Source organism: Priestia sp. RMT2NF4, from assembly GCF_047872835.1.
Taxonomy (GTDB): Bacteria; Bacillota; Bacilli; order Bacillales; family Bacillaceae_H; genus Priestia; species Priestia zanthoxyli.
In genome coordinates this window covers 278,311-291,118 of sequence record NZ_JBLQZO010000001.1, presented here as the reverse complement: position 1 = coordinate 291,118, position 12,808 = coordinate 278,311, and the positions used below count along the sequence as shown (strand labels likewise).

The window sequence follows — 12,808 nt, the reverse complement described above, 5'->3', positions numbered from 1 at the left end:
AGGAGACAACTTTATGATTCAAGTAAAAGATATATACGGAAATTTACCCACACTAGAAACAGAAAGACTCCGCTTGCGGAAAGTTACCAAAAAAGATGTGCGTGACATGTTTGAATATGCCTCAAATGAAAAGGTAAGCAGATATGTAAATTGGGAAAAGCACCGAAAGCTTCAAGATACAAAAGAGTTTGTTTCCTTCGTTTTAAAGCAGTACAGCAACCAATCCATTTCTCCTTGGGCTATGGAAATCAAAGCCCTGAAAAAATGTATTGGCACCATTGACTTTGTCACTTGGAACCCTACTCATCGCATTGCGGAAATTGGCTATGCGATTTCTGAAGCATATTGGAATAAGGGATTTGTTACGGAAGCAGCTGAAAAAGTAATTGCGTTTGGATTTGAAGAAATGGATTTAGTGCGCATTCAGGCCAGGTGCTTTGTTGAAAATGCCGCTTCTGAGAAAGTGATGAAAAAAATCGGTATGTCTTATGAAGGAACAATTCGAAAAGCCATGTTTATTAAAGGAGCTCATCAAGACTTAAAGTTATATTCAATCTTGCGAGAAGAATACACGCGCAACGCGTAGAAAATGTATAAAATACTTTCCATAACACAGGGTAACTTCAACACTAACTCTTCCTTTTGAGGTGAACAATGTTGGAGCAAGCAATTCAGCATTTAGACTTATCTGCACACGGTTTGTGGTTTCCGATTACCGTTAGTTTATGCTTATTTATTCTTGCCCTTGTTTTATTTAAACGGCTGGTTTTTTATCTATTCAATAGCAGTATACTTCCTCGTTTATGCTTTTGTGCTGCCATGGCATATCGCATTTATTAAGTAAAAAAGCGGATGTTGATTAACATCCGCTTTTTTACTATGCACTTACTTTCTACATGCTGAAATCCATATTTATGGCCGGTCATTTTATGCGCCGCGATGACACATGCGTGCGGCTATGCTCTTCAGGACGTGTAAACCCAATTTTTAAAAGCGCCGCTTCTAAATTTGCTTCTGTTTTAATTTGATTAAAATCAATTCCTAGTTTCACTACCGTTTGGGCAATTTCCGGTCGTATCCCCGTTATAATAGCTTCCACTCCCACCAATTTAAGCGATCGATGAATTTTAAAAAGATTGTCTGCTACCATTGTATCAATAATCACGACACCTGAAATATCTAAAATAAGATAAGATAATTGAAGGCTTGTCCCTTTTTTCAAGCATGTTTCCATAATAACTTGCGAGCGGTGGGTATCAATTTCTCCAATAATCGGCATAATAGCAATCCCTTTTGTGACAGGTACGAGCGGAACTGAAAGTTCTTCTAGTGACGTATAAGCTAAATTCATCATATATCGATTATGCTCGTCATAAATTTGACCAAAAACACATGTTACCGTATCTAAAAGTGGATCAATTCGTTCACTGACATGCAGCATGGTAATTGCAGCAAACTGATGCTCCTCTAGTTCTCTTGTAAATACATCCCAAATAACGCTGCGATAGATTGGAAGGATACCTAGTGCTTTTTCTAAAGGAATATTTTTTTCCACTGCATATTTACCCGTATCAAGTGCCCATTCTTTAACAAGTTTAAGTACAGCCTCCTGTTCTTCAAATAGAGCTCTCCCAAAGTATTCCATAATTGACACTCGCCACTTCAGAATTTTCTTTTCTTTCAATTCCTCTAGACTTAGCGTATGTGTAGCATCTAAACGTTCGGCTAATTTTTCTGACAAGCTATATTTATGTTCAAGAATCTTTTTTCCTATATACACGAGCTCCTCTTTCATAAAATACGTTCAGCTCCTCTTTTCTGCTATTTTTACTGCGTATATAACCTTGACTAAGCCTACTTATCCATCCGAAAATTGACTAGCCTTCCTAAAAATAACAAAAAAGCGGTTATTTTATGAATTTTCTTTCTTTTTATTATAGTACCAGAGTAAGAGCCGCACAACTTAAAATTTGCTTTGGAAAAAATTTATGCTTTTATATAAAAAGCGAGATGGGGGCATAACGAAATCAACAGTTAGAAGCCAGTACATACATTAAATCTACGTTTACGATGAGCATAAAAAAACACGAACTATCCATCACCTTTCAATAGATCGTTCGTGTTCAACTTTAACTAACATACTTTTGTCTCAGCCTCGTTTTTTATATTCACTTTCTTTTATCTCGCCTTACACTTGGAATAGCCAGACAACAATTGGCCCAAAAACGGATCCTAATACAGCGCTTAACGTCATTGATACTGAACTCATCGATACCGTTAGCTCACCGTATTCAAATGCTTTAGAAGTTCCTAGCGCATGAGAAGCACTGCCTAATGCAATTCCTTTTCCTAAAGAACTCTTGATCCGAATCCATTTTAAAAGTAGCGGTCCAAGGATTACTCCAGAAAAACCTGCAATCATAACAAATACCACGGTCATCGATGGAACGCCCCCTAGTCCTGTGGCGATCTGAATCGCTACCGGAGTAGTAATAGACTTAGGAATAATGGATAAAATCAGGCTTCGATCAACGCCAAATACTTCAGCAAACACAAGTCCGCTGATCATGCCTGCGAATAACCCTACAAATACCCCTCCAATAATAGGAACGCTGTATTTTACTAGCATCTCACGCTGTTTATAGAGTGGATACGCTAATGCAACAACCGCTGGTCCTAGAAGTGAATTAATCCATTTGCCTCCAATCATATACTCATCATAGGAAACATGAAAAGCAAGCAAAAGAAGAATAACGAATATGGTTGTAGTTAAAACAGGAATAAGAATCGGATAGGAGAACCGCACGTATACTTTTGCCATGACTAGATACAAAGCAACTGTAGCTACGATTATAAAGACTGCGATAAAGAATTCTTGCACTGTTGTTTCTCCTTTCGTTTGTTCGCTTTCTTTTCCAAAAGTTGGCTAGCAGTCCCTGCGGCGGCCATCGTAACAATCGTACTAAGCACAATAATTAAAAATAAAACCGCTCCGCTGCTTGAAAGAAGCGAAGGATAATTCATCACACCTGCCATAGCTGGTATGAATAATAGCGGTAAAAAAGATAACAAGAAACTTGCTCCGTCTTCAATTATTTTGATGGGAACAACTTTGCACGTTAAGCAAATGAGCATTAAAATTAAGCCTATAATACTGCCTGGAATAGGTAGATGAAGCATATGGTGAACAGCTTCGCCAATCATAGAAAAAGCATAAAGAATCGCAATTTGTAAAATGATTCGTATCACTTTCATTATAGGTCACTGTCCTATAAATAAAGAACAGCTGCCCTCCTCTCTTTATTTTGTCATGTTGTCTAACATTTAACTATATAAACACCTTTACTTTACCTACTTTTACTTGTACTATACAACTATATATACATTTGTATTATACAAGTATATATTTCTTTGTCAATGAATGATTTTGTAAGGGGCGATTATAATGCAAGAAAAGAATTCAATTGAATTGATTGAATATGAACTTACTACCTTTATTAGACGAGCGGTCTATCTTGATAATTCCGAAAATAAAATAGGAAACCTAGAAAGATCAGCTTATTTATTGCTGCGGCAATTAGATGAATTTGGACCAGCTCGTGTAAAAGAACTGGCAGAAGCATTTAAACTCGACATTTCAACTCTTTCTAGACAGGCTGCTGCTTTAGAAAATAAAAAGCTTATTTCTCGCTCCTCTGATCCTTCGGATGGACGAGTCAGCCTATTTGACATCACAACACGCGGGAAACAAATGCTGCAAACTGATAAGCAAATGCGCCTTGAACGCTATCATAGTATGTTAAAAAAATGGTCAAGTGAAGAAAAGGAGCTATTTGGCAAACTATTAATGCGGATGAATGACGCATTTATCGATTAAATAGAAATTCATGAAAATTAGGCTACTGCTGCAAGGTGTTTGTCCCTTTCTCTTTTCTCTTTTTTGCATTTAATGTAAAGAGACTATTGAAAAGGATGTATGATTATGTCTGTTCCGAATAAACGGAAAGCCACGCCCTGCCTCTTCCCCGGCTATAAATGGTGTGGCCCCGGATGCAGTGGTCCGGGATGTCCTGTAAATGATGTAGACTGCTGCTGTAAATACCATGATTTATGCTATGAAGATTACGGATCATGCCGCTCATGTGATGAGCAATTTCTTGAGTGTCTTTGCTCCAAAGCAAATCCGTACAGTTTAAAAGGAAGACAGGCATACGCTATGTATACCTATATGCGGCTGAAGTTAGCTTTAAAACAATATGACTAAGCAGAAAAGAGGTGAATTAAAAAATTCATCTCTTTTTTATGCCATTTTATCCGTATGAATCCAAAAGCGTTGAACAATAGCCCCGTCCTCTTCTATATAATCCTCGTCTTGTATACCACCGTTTGCCAGAATAGTTCGACGAGAAGCAGTGTTCCAATCATCACACACAACTAATGCCCGTTGGACTCCCAGCTTTTTAATTTCTTGAAGAGATAACCTCAGTAGCAGCTTGGCATATCCTTTTTGTCTTTCACTTGGCCGAATACCATACCCTATATGTCCTCCGCTGTTTCGAAGTATTTCACTTAGCTCATGGCGGATATTAACTACGCCTATTACTCTTTCGTGATGCATTAGCCAGTAGGTGGAATCGGGTACAAATCCTTTTTTTAATCCGATCCCTTTTTCTGCATCTAATAACTCTTGAACCATTTTTTCAAAGTAAGCAGGATCTTTAGCAATGACCCACGGAATCATTTTTTCTCCGCTTGCTTTCCATTCATGATAAAAGCTCATATAAGCCTTTTTATAAGCTGCATCTGGTTTAATTAAAACAGCGGTTTCCACGTACCTTCCTCCTTTTTGTTTATTATGTTTATACTACCGATTTTTCCCAATAAATAAAAGAGGATAATTTACGTGATGTGATCGTTGTATGAGCTTATTTATAAGGGATGTAACAAAAAGCGCTCAATGAATGTTCATTGAGTGCTTTTTGTTCTACTGCCGGTTGTTTAAATAAACTCCTTAAAAAACCTCGTTACTTTTGCAAGGGTATACAGTAAGGTACGCTTCATAACAGGCTCTTCTTTCTTTTGGATTTCAGGAGGTTTAACCCAGCGCTTGTGATTGGCAATAAGAATACTTTTATCCATTTTGTTTTCCATCGCCATCGTCAACTCTTTTGCAAATTTTTGACTATCGATAATGACCATTGATTCGTTATTCAAAAATGTAGAACGGGAATCTAAATTAAAAGAGCCTACGGCGCTAAGTCTTTGATCATAAATCACAGACTTTGCATGGATCGAATAAGGTTCTTGGTATTCGTAAAGCTTTACACCTGTCTTCATAATCGTATCACGCATACTAATATATCCGGAAAAAGCCAACACATTGGGCGTAGATGTAACTGAATTTGTGAGTAGCGTCCATTGAACGTCTGGCTTCTTTTTCATGGCTGTATACTTTCTCATCGCATTGGTGGGCACCACATAAGGACTTTGAATAAGAACAGAGCGGTTAGCTTCTTCTGCTAGGTTAATAAACGTTTTCCACATAAAAGGTCGTTTATTAAAGCGTTCAATTGGATTATGAATAAAAGAAACACGCTTTGTAGAAACGGTGGAAGCATTCCAATTAATCTTGGGGGTCGCAAACGTTTCTGCTACTTGCTTAGCTTTATCATATTGCTGCAGCAGCAAAGCTTTCATCCTCTTCCCCTGATCAACCTGGTACTGTGTGAGATGATGAAAAGCTTTTTTAGTGTAGGGATGAGCCCATAATTCATTTATATAATTTTGCATTTGAGTGATGACGCTATCTTGTTTATGTTTACTGTTTGTAATAAAGACATCACGATCATAGACGAAGTCTGGAGGAGGCTTTTTAGCCAAATATTTGTCCCCTATATTCCGTCCCCCTATTATGCCTAGCTGTCCGTCTACAACCATTATTTTGTCATGCATACGATTTTGCCACGCCCAAGGTTTAAACAATTGAAACGGTTCGTAATACTTCACTTCAATATTAGGATGTGAAGCTAATGCATAGAGCACGCCCCTTCGGTTTCCCCGTAAGCCGTTAGCTATCCCATCCAAAAGAACGCGAGTATGGACGCCTCGATCAGCTGCTTTAAAAAGAGCGGCCATAATTAAATCAGTTGACTCTCCTTTTCCTATTGAGTAATAAGCAATATCAATCGATTTCTCAGCTTGTTGAATCATTTGAATACGAACTCTTCCTGCCTCATAACCATCTTCAAGAAGTCTCACTCGATCCGTAGACTCACTGTGACCAAAAAAGCTAGCCGGTTTAATTGAGGTCGTTTCCTCTCCTATTTTTAAAGGTACATAAAAGAGAACCACCGCCGTTATAACCACATACAGAATATATAAAGATAAAATAATAAGTAATCCTTTGAATGCTATTTTTATCATCGCAACTCCAGCTTTTTGTCTTTTTCTGTTATCGTTCACAAATAATGATCATTACATGCAAGAAACTGCTTCCTTGATTACTTTGCGCTTTGTTCTTTTGACACATTTATTTTTTCTGATTCACTATTTGTATAGTATGCTAGTACATATCATAGAAAAAAGGATGATGGTGATGGAGGAATATTCTTTTCGTTTTCATATTACAGATTCTTACCCTTTGCAAAATGAAAACGATAAAATAGAAGCTGTTGTACGCACCAAAATCAAGCATGCGGAGCGAGGATGCTTGTACAAGGGTTATCTTCGTGTTCATATCACTAAAATCGGGGTGTTTCCTGTAGCAAAAGATATTGCTGAAGCGATTGGCGTTCGTTCGCTTCGTCAGCAGTTAGCGGCCGAATTAAAAAGATACGTACGGCCGCACCGCAATTTTTTATAACTTTATCCAAACATTTGTCCAAGTGGACTTTCATCTGTAATAATATCTTGAATAGCATAGATAGAAATTGGAAAGTAAGGAATTCCATATGCGTAAGGAGCCAGGTCATACAGCTGATAAAATAGTACAAGTGATTTATCGGCGATATAAAAATCCTGATCTGGTTTAATTCCTTTATATTCTCCAAGAACCATAATATCGCGCTCTTTTATTTGCGCTCCTACTATTTTAGAAAGAACACTTACGTAATTACTGTCTTTTTTAAACAAATCTTTTAGTTGATACGTTTTTCCAGTCAGCACATTAAACGTTAACGGAACTACCACGGTCAATCCGTGCGCTCCCCCGGAATAAGCAAAATTGACAAGCGTTAAGCTGAGCACATTTCGCTCGTTTGTTTTCAACTCATAATAACCCGTTTCTTCTGTATCCGGATTTTCTCCATATCCCTGCTGACGAATTAATTCATTCGTACGCTGCAAGATCTTACTGTTAATGCTGTGCTGAACAGCTGGATTAGTCAAATGAACAGCTGGATAGTAAACGTTTAACTTTTTCTTCACTGTTTGTTGAGAATATACCGTTGCAGGTAACGTAACCATCGCTTCCTCCTCTTTCTATACAGAATGTTACATTCTATTCTTTTAGCTTTCATTCCATTGCTGAAGCAAAAAAATCCCGTGCATATACGCACGGGATTTTTAACTTTCTATTATTTTACGTTGTTAATTGTTTTAGCAGCGTCTACCGTATTTTTTAATAGCATTGTGATGGTCATCGGACCAACGCCGCCTGGTACTGGTGTGATATAACCTGCAACTTCTAAAGCCGCTTCGTAATCAACATCACCAACGAGTTTACCATTTTCCATTGTGTTACCTACATCAATTACAATGGCACCCGGCTTAATATCATCTGCTTTGATAAGTCTAGGTTGTCCTACAGCTGACACAAGAATATCAGCTTGTTTTGTTAAAGCAGATAAATCTTTTGTGCGAGAGTGAGCAATTGTTACCGTTGCACTTTCTTGAAGTAACAGCATGGATACTGGTTTACCAACAATATTGCTTCGTCCAATTACTACCGCATGTTTACCTGAAATTTCTTCACCTGAACGTTTAATTAACTCAACGATACCGTGTGGTGTACATGGTAAATAGCACTCATCGCCAATGACCATATTCCCTACGCTTACTGGGTGGAAGCCATCTACATCTTTTTTAGGAGATACAGCATTTAATACTGCTTTTTCATCAATATGTTTTGGTAATGGAAGTTGAATAAGAATACCATGAACAGATGGATTTCCATTCAAGTGATGGATTTCGTTTAAAAGCTCTTCTTCCGTAATCGTTACGTCACGTTTGATAATTTCAGACGCAACACCGATTTCTTCACAAGCCTTTGCTTTTGCTTTTACATATGATTGGGAAGCAGGATTTTCTCCTACTAAAATTACGGTTAAACCAGGAACGATACCTTTTGTTTTTAATTGAGCTACCTCTTCTTTTAATGCGGCGCGCAGTTCTTGCGCTACTTCTTTTCCTTTAATTACTTTCGCTGTCATGATGTTTTTTGCTCCTTTCAACTGTAGCCATTTAATAAATGTACGAATTATAGTTATTAATCTAACACAAAAGTTCGGTTTTGTTCAATGTTTTTATTATTTTTATTTTAAATAGATAAAAATAAATAACAAATAACGTATATTCCATTCTTATCGCACTATAATATTTTGTATTCATAGAAGCTGTTTTTATTCAAATGTTGCTTTTCTAAATTAAAAACCGCGCCTTCGGCACGGTTTTCGATGATTTATTTTTTTGTTGATATGCTTTTCTTTGTAGTCAACGGCAGCACGTCTTCCTCTGTTTTTAGATCCTTTACATGCATTTCCTTGAGAGGCACACTTATTTTCTTATTTTTCGGAGGTTCTTCAAAATTCTCCACCCAATCACATAGCAGTTCAAATCCTTGATACACATAAGGAAGGAGAGGCTGAAGCTTTCGATCCGGATCAATTTGATGATTCCATACTAAGCTATCAATATGGTTTCCATTTTCAATTACGTAGTGACGATGAAGGTGCTGCTTACCAGAATCTTTTACCAGTTGTTCATAAGGATAAGCATGAATATCCGGAAAAATAAGAGCATCTAACGACCCTGTAATGCTTATCAACGGAACGGAAATATCACCTGTATTTTCAATTTCACGAACTTTTTGCTTAACATCTTGTGGTCTTTCTTGATAATCATACTTTTTAAAAATAGAATCTAACGAACGATCTCTAACTCCGTTTTCAAAAAGCGTCAAGTATTTTTGCCACGGAATGCTTCCAGGTGCTTGACTGTCAAACTCATCTCTATATATATTAAGTGTTAAAAACCAATAATACTGGTCATGATATGGCCATAAAAACTCAGATCCTTTTGGCAACCCTGCTTGATACAACCGGTGCAAAGCTTCTTTTTGCGATTCACCTACCGTATACAGTGCTTCTTCGGCATGATTTACAACAGGTGTTAGGGAAGTGATCAAGTTATCGTGATCAGCTCGCCACATAACCCCTTCCCATTCAACCCCTCCATTAAAAAGCTGAGGCTCTCCATTTTTCCCATCGTTTTCTAAAGCATAGCGAACAACATAACCCCCATTAGAAATACCTAAAGCATACGTTTTTATATCAAAATATTCTGTCACTTCTTTCTGGAGTTTGTGACGATAATTTTCAAACAAAAATCTCTGAGCAATTTTTGTCACTTTTCGGTATTGAATATGCCATTTTCTAATGGAGTCTTCTTCTTTGACTAGAGCGTTTTTTGCTTTAGCAAATGGATCATCTCTCACTTCTTCTCCCTGTGTCCCTTTATCAGAAGCAGCAAACGCAAACCCTTTTGCCAACACATAGTCGCTGAACAGTAAATCCGTTGATTTCTCATCTCTGGTAGCTGGAACTCCCGACATAACTAACTTTCCATTCCAGTCATCAGGAATTCGAATGAGAAATTTACCACCATCAACTTCACCTTCTACTTGAACGCCCGTTATTTCTTCAGGCTGATACATGTAATACCATCCATTTTTTTCTTCTTTTGTTCCCCAATAGATAGGAGCCAGCCCAATGTTCCCATAGGCAGTCGCTGCTTGAAATTGAAGAGGGTTTTTAGTCGTTAACCAGTTTCCATACTTACCGTCAAACGTTGTGATATTCAAGTGATAACCTCCATTCACATTTGCTTTTGAAGACAATCTTCGGGGACTGTACACGCATAATTTTAGTTAAATATTACCATTCATTTCTCGAAAAGTACATCAAAACGCCTTTGTTGCAGAAAGAAAGTAGACATTTATCACATCTGAGCCCATAGCGCCGTATAATATTGAAATTTATTCAAAAAAAGGAGTGTCAATGACTATGAGTTCGTTTAATTCTTCAAAACTCTCTACGACTCTCATTCCCCCTGCTACTTCCTCCTATCCGGTTTCTGGAAGAAAATATACTCTTACTCATTCTGATACAACCGGTCAGCTTTTTTTAAGCATCGGATGCTCATATAACAACAAGGCGATAGATAAAAATATGCGTGATGAAGTACTAGCTGCTCTTCACGTAACAGACCGACAAGCAGTTATTCAAGGCGAAGTTTTTGTTAGCGGAGGTGAGTTCAGCCGCGAGCAAGCACAGCTTCGTTATCACATTTTCCGCCGGGAGCTTCCGCTTGCTTTAGAAGCAATATTTTACGGAGACCAAGCATTTTTTCAACATTATCCAGACTTGCTAAATACACCGATTTACATTTATTTTGTATCGACTTATCAAGAATTTAGAGGGTGGTCCTATTATCAAACCCCTAAATTTTATTTAAAACAAACATGCAGCAGCTAGCACGCTAGTGCATAAACTAATGGAAAATGAACGAGGAAGGTGTGAATGTCTCATGTACAGTCAATGGGTTTATCCCTATATGCCGCGCTACTACCATCCAGTGGTTCCTACTACGAATGAAAATTATTTAGAACCTTATAGATACAATGAAGACTTATTTTCTTATATCCTGCATGAAGAAGAGGAAGTTAGATCTACACGCGATGTAGACAGAGTGATGAAAATTTTAAAACGCCAGTATCAGTCCATCTACAGAGATGCTCAACGAGGTGGGATGGATAGCAAACTAACAGAATACTTATTTCGTTCCATTGTAAGATTTGTTGATGATAACTATAACAATTACAGCGGATCTATTAACGAACGCGTCGAAAAAGCCGCGCGACAGCTGAAAAAACGTGATCCCTGGATATTTGAACTTTTTAACTTATACAGCGTTTCCCCTGTTTCACAAGTTCGAATTACTAACACGATTTTAACCGTTTCATTTGAAAATTTACGTAGAGGAAATGAAGTGCCAAATACTAGATAAACAAAAAACCGCCACAATTGTGACGGTTTTTTGTTATGGTAATACAGTTGCTCCCATTAGATGGCTATCAACTTGTTTAGCTACTTCACGACCTTCATGAATAGCCCATACGATTAAACTTTGCCCACGACGAGCATCACCAGCAGCAAAAACACCTTCAACATTTGTTTTGTAATTTCCATACGCTGCATCTACGCGACGATTTTTCGTTTCAACACCAAACGCTGATAGAACCGGATGCTCTGGACCTTCAAACCCAATCGCAATAAAGACAAGCTGAGCTGGCCATACTTTTTCTGTTCCTGGAATTTCGGTAAAGATGTACTGTCCATTTTCACCTTTTACTTTTTCCATTTGAACCGTATGAAGTTCTTTTAGATTACCTTGCTCATCTGCCACGATTTTTTTCGTTTGAATTGAATATTCACGTGGATCGTCCCCAAATTTCGCCTGTGCTTCTTCATAAGCATATTCAAGATTAAATACATGTGGATATTCAGGCCACATATTATCTGCCGTACGCTCAGCAGGAAGCTGAGGATGTTTACCAAACTGAACAACACTGCGGCATTTTTGACGAAGAGCAGTAGCTACACAGTCAGCTCCCGTGTCTCCGCCTCCAATAACAATAACGTCTTTTCCTTCAGCATCAATAAATTGACCATCTTTGAAGTTAGAATCTAAAAGGCTTTTTGTTGAAGTTGTTAAGTAGTCCATTGCAAAGTGAACTCCTTTTGCTTCACGACCTTCTAATACTAGATCTCTTTGCTTCTGAGCTCCTGTACACAAAATGACAGCATCATATTGTTCTTTTAACTCTTCAGCAGTAATGTCTTTTCCAACTTCGGTATTCGTTACAAAATCAATACCTTCTTGTGTCAATAAGCGAACACGTCTTTCCACTACTTCTTTATCTAGCTTCATATTTGGAATTCCATATGTTAATAAACCACCGGCACGATCTGCTCTTTCATATACCGTTACTGAATGACCCGCTTGATTCAGCTGATCTGCGCTCGCTAAGCCTGCTGGCCCAGAGCCAATAACAGCAATTTTTTTGCCTGTTCTTTTCTCCGGAATACGCGGAGTAATCCACCCATTCTCAAAGCCTTTATCAATAATAGCGCGTTCGATATTCTTGATTGAAACCGCTGGGTCTGAAATAGCAAGCGTACAGGAACCTTCACACGGAGCAGGACAAACGCGCCCTGTAAACTCCGGGAAGTTGTTGGTTTTCATTAAACGCTCTAAAGCTTCTTTCCAGCGTCCTTTATAAACTAAATCATTCCACTCTGGAATTAAGTTATAGATTGGACATCCAGAAGTAAAAGCATTAATATCCATTCCCATGTGGCAAAAAGGTGTGCCACAATCCATACATCGTGCTCCTTGACGGCTTAGCGCTTCATCAGATAAAGGAGCAGCATACTCTTTCCAATCACCTAAACGTTTTAACGGGTCACGTTCCTTCCCTTTTTCACGTTTGATTTCCATAAATCCTGTTGGTTTTCCCATCGTACTCTCC

General features: G+C 38.1%; 15 protein-coding genes. 6 read left to right on the top strand and 9 right to left on the bottom strand.

Going from position 1 to position 12,808, the window contains the following annotated elements; genetic code table 11:
- Nucleotides 1-13 precede the first annotated feature (13 nt).
- Nucleotides 14-586, top strand: a complete 573-nt coding sequence (locus tag ACMX9J_RS01435) for a GNAT family N-acetyltransferase (protein ID WP_014460341.1) — start codon at nt 14-16, stop codon at nt 584-586.
- 336 nt (nt 587-922) lie between these two features.
- Here ACMX9J_RS01435 and ACMX9J_RS01430 read toward each other — a convergent pair whose 3' ends face one another.
- The 3 genes from ACMX9J_RS01430 to ACMX9J_RS01420 all read right to left on the bottom strand — a co-directional run bounded on the left by ACMX9J_RS01430 (nt 923) and on the right by ACMX9J_RS01420 (nt 3,255).
- Nucleotides 923-1,795 carry an STAS domain-containing protein gene (locus ACMX9J_RS01430; protein WP_033578835.1) on the bottom strand — a complete coding sequence of 291 codons (873 nt, stop codon included), beginning with the start codon at nt 1,793-1,795 and terminating at the stop codon, nt 923-925.
- A gap of 393 nt (nt 1,796-2,188) precedes the next feature.
- A complete protein-coding gene (locus ACMX9J_RS01425; protein WP_240962161.1) occupies nt 2,189-2,821 on the bottom strand; it encodes an LrgB family protein in 633 nt (210 codons plus the stop codon).
- A gap of 29 nt (nt 2,822-2,850) precedes the next feature.
- Nucleotides 2,851-3,255 carry a CidA/LrgA family protein gene (locus tag ACMX9J_RS01420; RefSeq protein ID WP_416225322.1) on the bottom strand — a complete coding sequence of 135 codons (405 nt, stop codon included), beginning with the start codon at nt 3,253-3,255 and terminating at the stop codon, nt 2,851-2,853.
- Nucleotides 3,256-3,445: 190 nt separating this feature from the next.
- Here ACMX9J_RS01420 and ACMX9J_RS01415 point away from each other — a divergent pair, with 190 nt between their 5' ends.
- Together ACMX9J_RS01415 and ACMX9J_RS01410 are read left to right on the top strand one after the other, a co-directional pair.
- On the top strand, nt 3,446-3,877 hold the full coding sequence (locus ACMX9J_RS01415) for a MarR family winged helix-turn-helix transcriptional regulator (RefSeq protein ID WP_028413554.1): 432 nt from the start codon (nt 3,446-3,448) through the stop codon (nt 3,875-3,877).
- A 99-nt stretch (nt 3,878-3,976) separates the two neighbouring features.
- The gene (locus tag ACMX9J_RS01410) at nt 3,977-4,264 is read left to right on the top strand and encodes a phospholipase (RefSeq protein WP_306460855.1); all 288 of its coding nucleotides are present in this window, start codon (nt 3,977-3,979) and stop codon (nt 4,262-4,264) included.
- A 36-nt stretch (nt 4,265-4,300) separates the two neighbouring features.
- Here ACMX9J_RS01410 and ACMX9J_RS01405 read toward each other — a convergent pair whose 3' ends face one another.
- Together ACMX9J_RS01405 and ACMX9J_RS01400 are read right to left on the bottom strand one after the other, a co-directional pair.
- Nucleotides 4,301-4,780 carry a GNAT family N-acetyltransferase gene (locus ACMX9J_RS01405; protein ID WP_048021498.1) on the bottom strand — a complete coding sequence of 160 codons (480 nt, stop codon included), beginning with the start codon at nt 4,778-4,780 and terminating at the stop codon, nt 4,301-4,303.
- 218 nt (nt 4,781-4,998) lie between these two features.
- On the bottom strand, nt 4,999-6,423 hold the full coding sequence (locus ACMX9J_RS01400) for a phospholipase D-like domain-containing protein (protein ID WP_416225321.1): 1,425 nt from the start codon (nt 6,421-6,423) through the stop codon (nt 4,999-5,001).
- A 172-nt stretch (nt 6,424-6,595) separates the two neighbouring features.
- Between ACMX9J_RS01400 and ACMX9J_RS01395 the strand changes: the two genes are divergently transcribed.
- Nucleotides 6,596-6,862 carry a diaminopimelate epimerase gene (locus tag ACMX9J_RS01395; protein ID WP_176344142.1) on the top strand — a complete coding sequence of 89 codons (267 nt, stop codon included), beginning with the start codon at nt 6,596-6,598 and terminating at the stop codon, nt 6,860-6,862.
- Between the two features lie 2 nt (nt 6,863-6,864).
- Here ACMX9J_RS01395 and ACMX9J_RS01390 read toward each other — a convergent pair whose 3' ends face one another.
- The 3 genes from ACMX9J_RS01390 to ACMX9J_RS01380 form a co-directional block, all read right to left on the bottom strand.
- Nucleotides 6,865-7,464, bottom strand: a complete 600-nt coding sequence (locus tag ACMX9J_RS01390; protein ID WP_176344143.1) for a DUF3298 domain-containing protein — start codon at nt 7,462-7,464, stop codon at nt 6,865-6,867.
- Nucleotides 7,465-7,574: 110 nt separating this feature from the next.
- Nucleotides 7,575-8,429, bottom strand: coding sequence for a bifunctional methylenetetrahydrofolate dehydrogenase/methenyltetrahydrofolate cyclohydrolase FolD (folD, locus tag ACMX9J_RS01385; protein ID WP_028408722.1), 855 nt, complete (start codon nt 8,427-8,429; stop codon nt 7,575-7,577).
- A gap of 248 nt (nt 8,430-8,677) precedes the next feature.
- Nucleotides 8,678-10,078, bottom strand: coding sequence for a tannase/feruloyl esterase family alpha/beta hydrolase (locus ACMX9J_RS01380; RefSeq protein WP_154991405.1), 1,401 nt, complete (start codon nt 10,076-10,078; stop codon nt 8,678-8,680).
- Nucleotides 10,079-10,280: 202 nt separating this feature from the next.
- Here ACMX9J_RS01380 and ACMX9J_RS01375 point away from each other — a divergent pair, with 202 nt between their 5' ends.
- A complete protein-coding gene (locus ACMX9J_RS01375) occupies nt 10,281-10,751 on the top strand; it encodes a staygreen family protein (RefSeq protein WP_028413560.1) in 471 nt (156 codons plus the stop codon).
- A gap of 52 nt (nt 10,752-10,803) precedes the next feature.
- On the top strand, nt 10,804-11,283 hold the full coding sequence (locus tag ACMX9J_RS01370) for a hypothetical protein (protein ID WP_034265689.1): 480 nt from the start codon (nt 10,804-10,806) through the stop codon (nt 11,281-11,283).
- 33 nt (nt 11,284-11,316) lie between these two features.
- Here ACMX9J_RS01370 and gltD read toward each other — a convergent pair whose 3' ends face one another.
- The gene (gene gltD / locus ACMX9J_RS01365; protein ID WP_013082931.1) at nt 11,317-12,798 is read right to left on the bottom strand and encodes a glutamate synthase small subunit; all 1,482 of its coding nucleotides are present in this window, start codon (nt 12,796-12,798) and stop codon (nt 11,317-11,319) included.
- Between the last annotated feature and the right edge of the window lie 10 nt (nt 12,799-12,808).

Excerpts from the sequence above, each read along its gene's own strand:
- ACMX9J_RS01435 (WP_014460341.1), top strand. The coding sequence starts at position 14 with ATGATTCAAGTAAAAGATATATACGGAAATTTACCCACACTAGAAACA.
- ACMX9J_RS01430 (WP_033578835.1), bottom strand. The coding sequence starts at position 1,795 with ATGAAAGAGGAGCTCGTGTATATAGGAAAAAAGATTCTTGAACATAAA.
- ACMX9J_RS01425 (WP_240962161.1), bottom strand. The coding sequence starts at position 2,821 with ATGGCAAAAGTATACGTGCGGTTCTCCTATCCGATTCTTATTCCTGTT.
- ACMX9J_RS01420 (WP_416225322.1), bottom strand. The coding sequence starts at position 3,255 with ATGAAAGTGATACGAATCATTTTACAAATTGCGATTCTTTATGCTTTT.
- ACMX9J_RS01415 (WP_028413554.1), top strand. The coding sequence starts at position 3,446 with ATGCAAGAAAAGAATTCAATTGAATTGATTGAATATGAACTTACTACC.
- ACMX9J_RS01410 (WP_306460855.1), top strand. The coding sequence starts at position 3,977 with ATGATTATGTCTGTTCCGAATAAACGGAAAGCCACGCCCTGCCTCTTC.
- ACMX9J_RS01405 (WP_048021498.1), bottom strand. The coding sequence starts at position 4,780 with ATGAGCTTTTATCATGAATGGAAAGCAAGCGGAGAAAAAATGATTCCG.
- ACMX9J_RS01400 (WP_416225321.1), bottom strand. The coding sequence starts at position 6,423 with ATGATAAAAATAGCATTCAAAGGATTACTTATTATTTTATCTTTATAT.
- ACMX9J_RS01395 (WP_176344142.1), top strand. The coding sequence starts at position 6,596 with ATGGAGGAATATTCTTTTCGTTTTCATATTACAGATTCTTACCCTTTG.
- ACMX9J_RS01390 (WP_176344143.1), bottom strand. The coding sequence starts at position 7,464 with ATGGTTACGTTACCTGCAACGGTATATTCTCAACAAACAGTGAAGAAA.
- folD (WP_028408722.1), bottom strand. The coding sequence starts at position 8,429 with ATGACAGCGAAAGTAATTAAAGGAAAAGAAGTAGCGCAAGAACTGCGC.
- ACMX9J_RS01375 (WP_028413560.1), top strand. The coding sequence starts at position 10,281 with ATGAGTTCGTTTAATTCTTCAAAACTCTCTACGACTCTCATTCCCCCT.
- ACMX9J_RS01370 (WP_034265689.1), top strand. The coding sequence starts at position 10,804 with ATGTACAGTCAATGGGTTTATCCCTATATGCCGCGCTACTACCATCCA.
- gltD (WP_013082931.1), bottom strand. The coding sequence starts at position 12,798 with ATGGGAAAACCAACAGGATTTATGGAAATCAAACGTGAAAAAGGGAAG.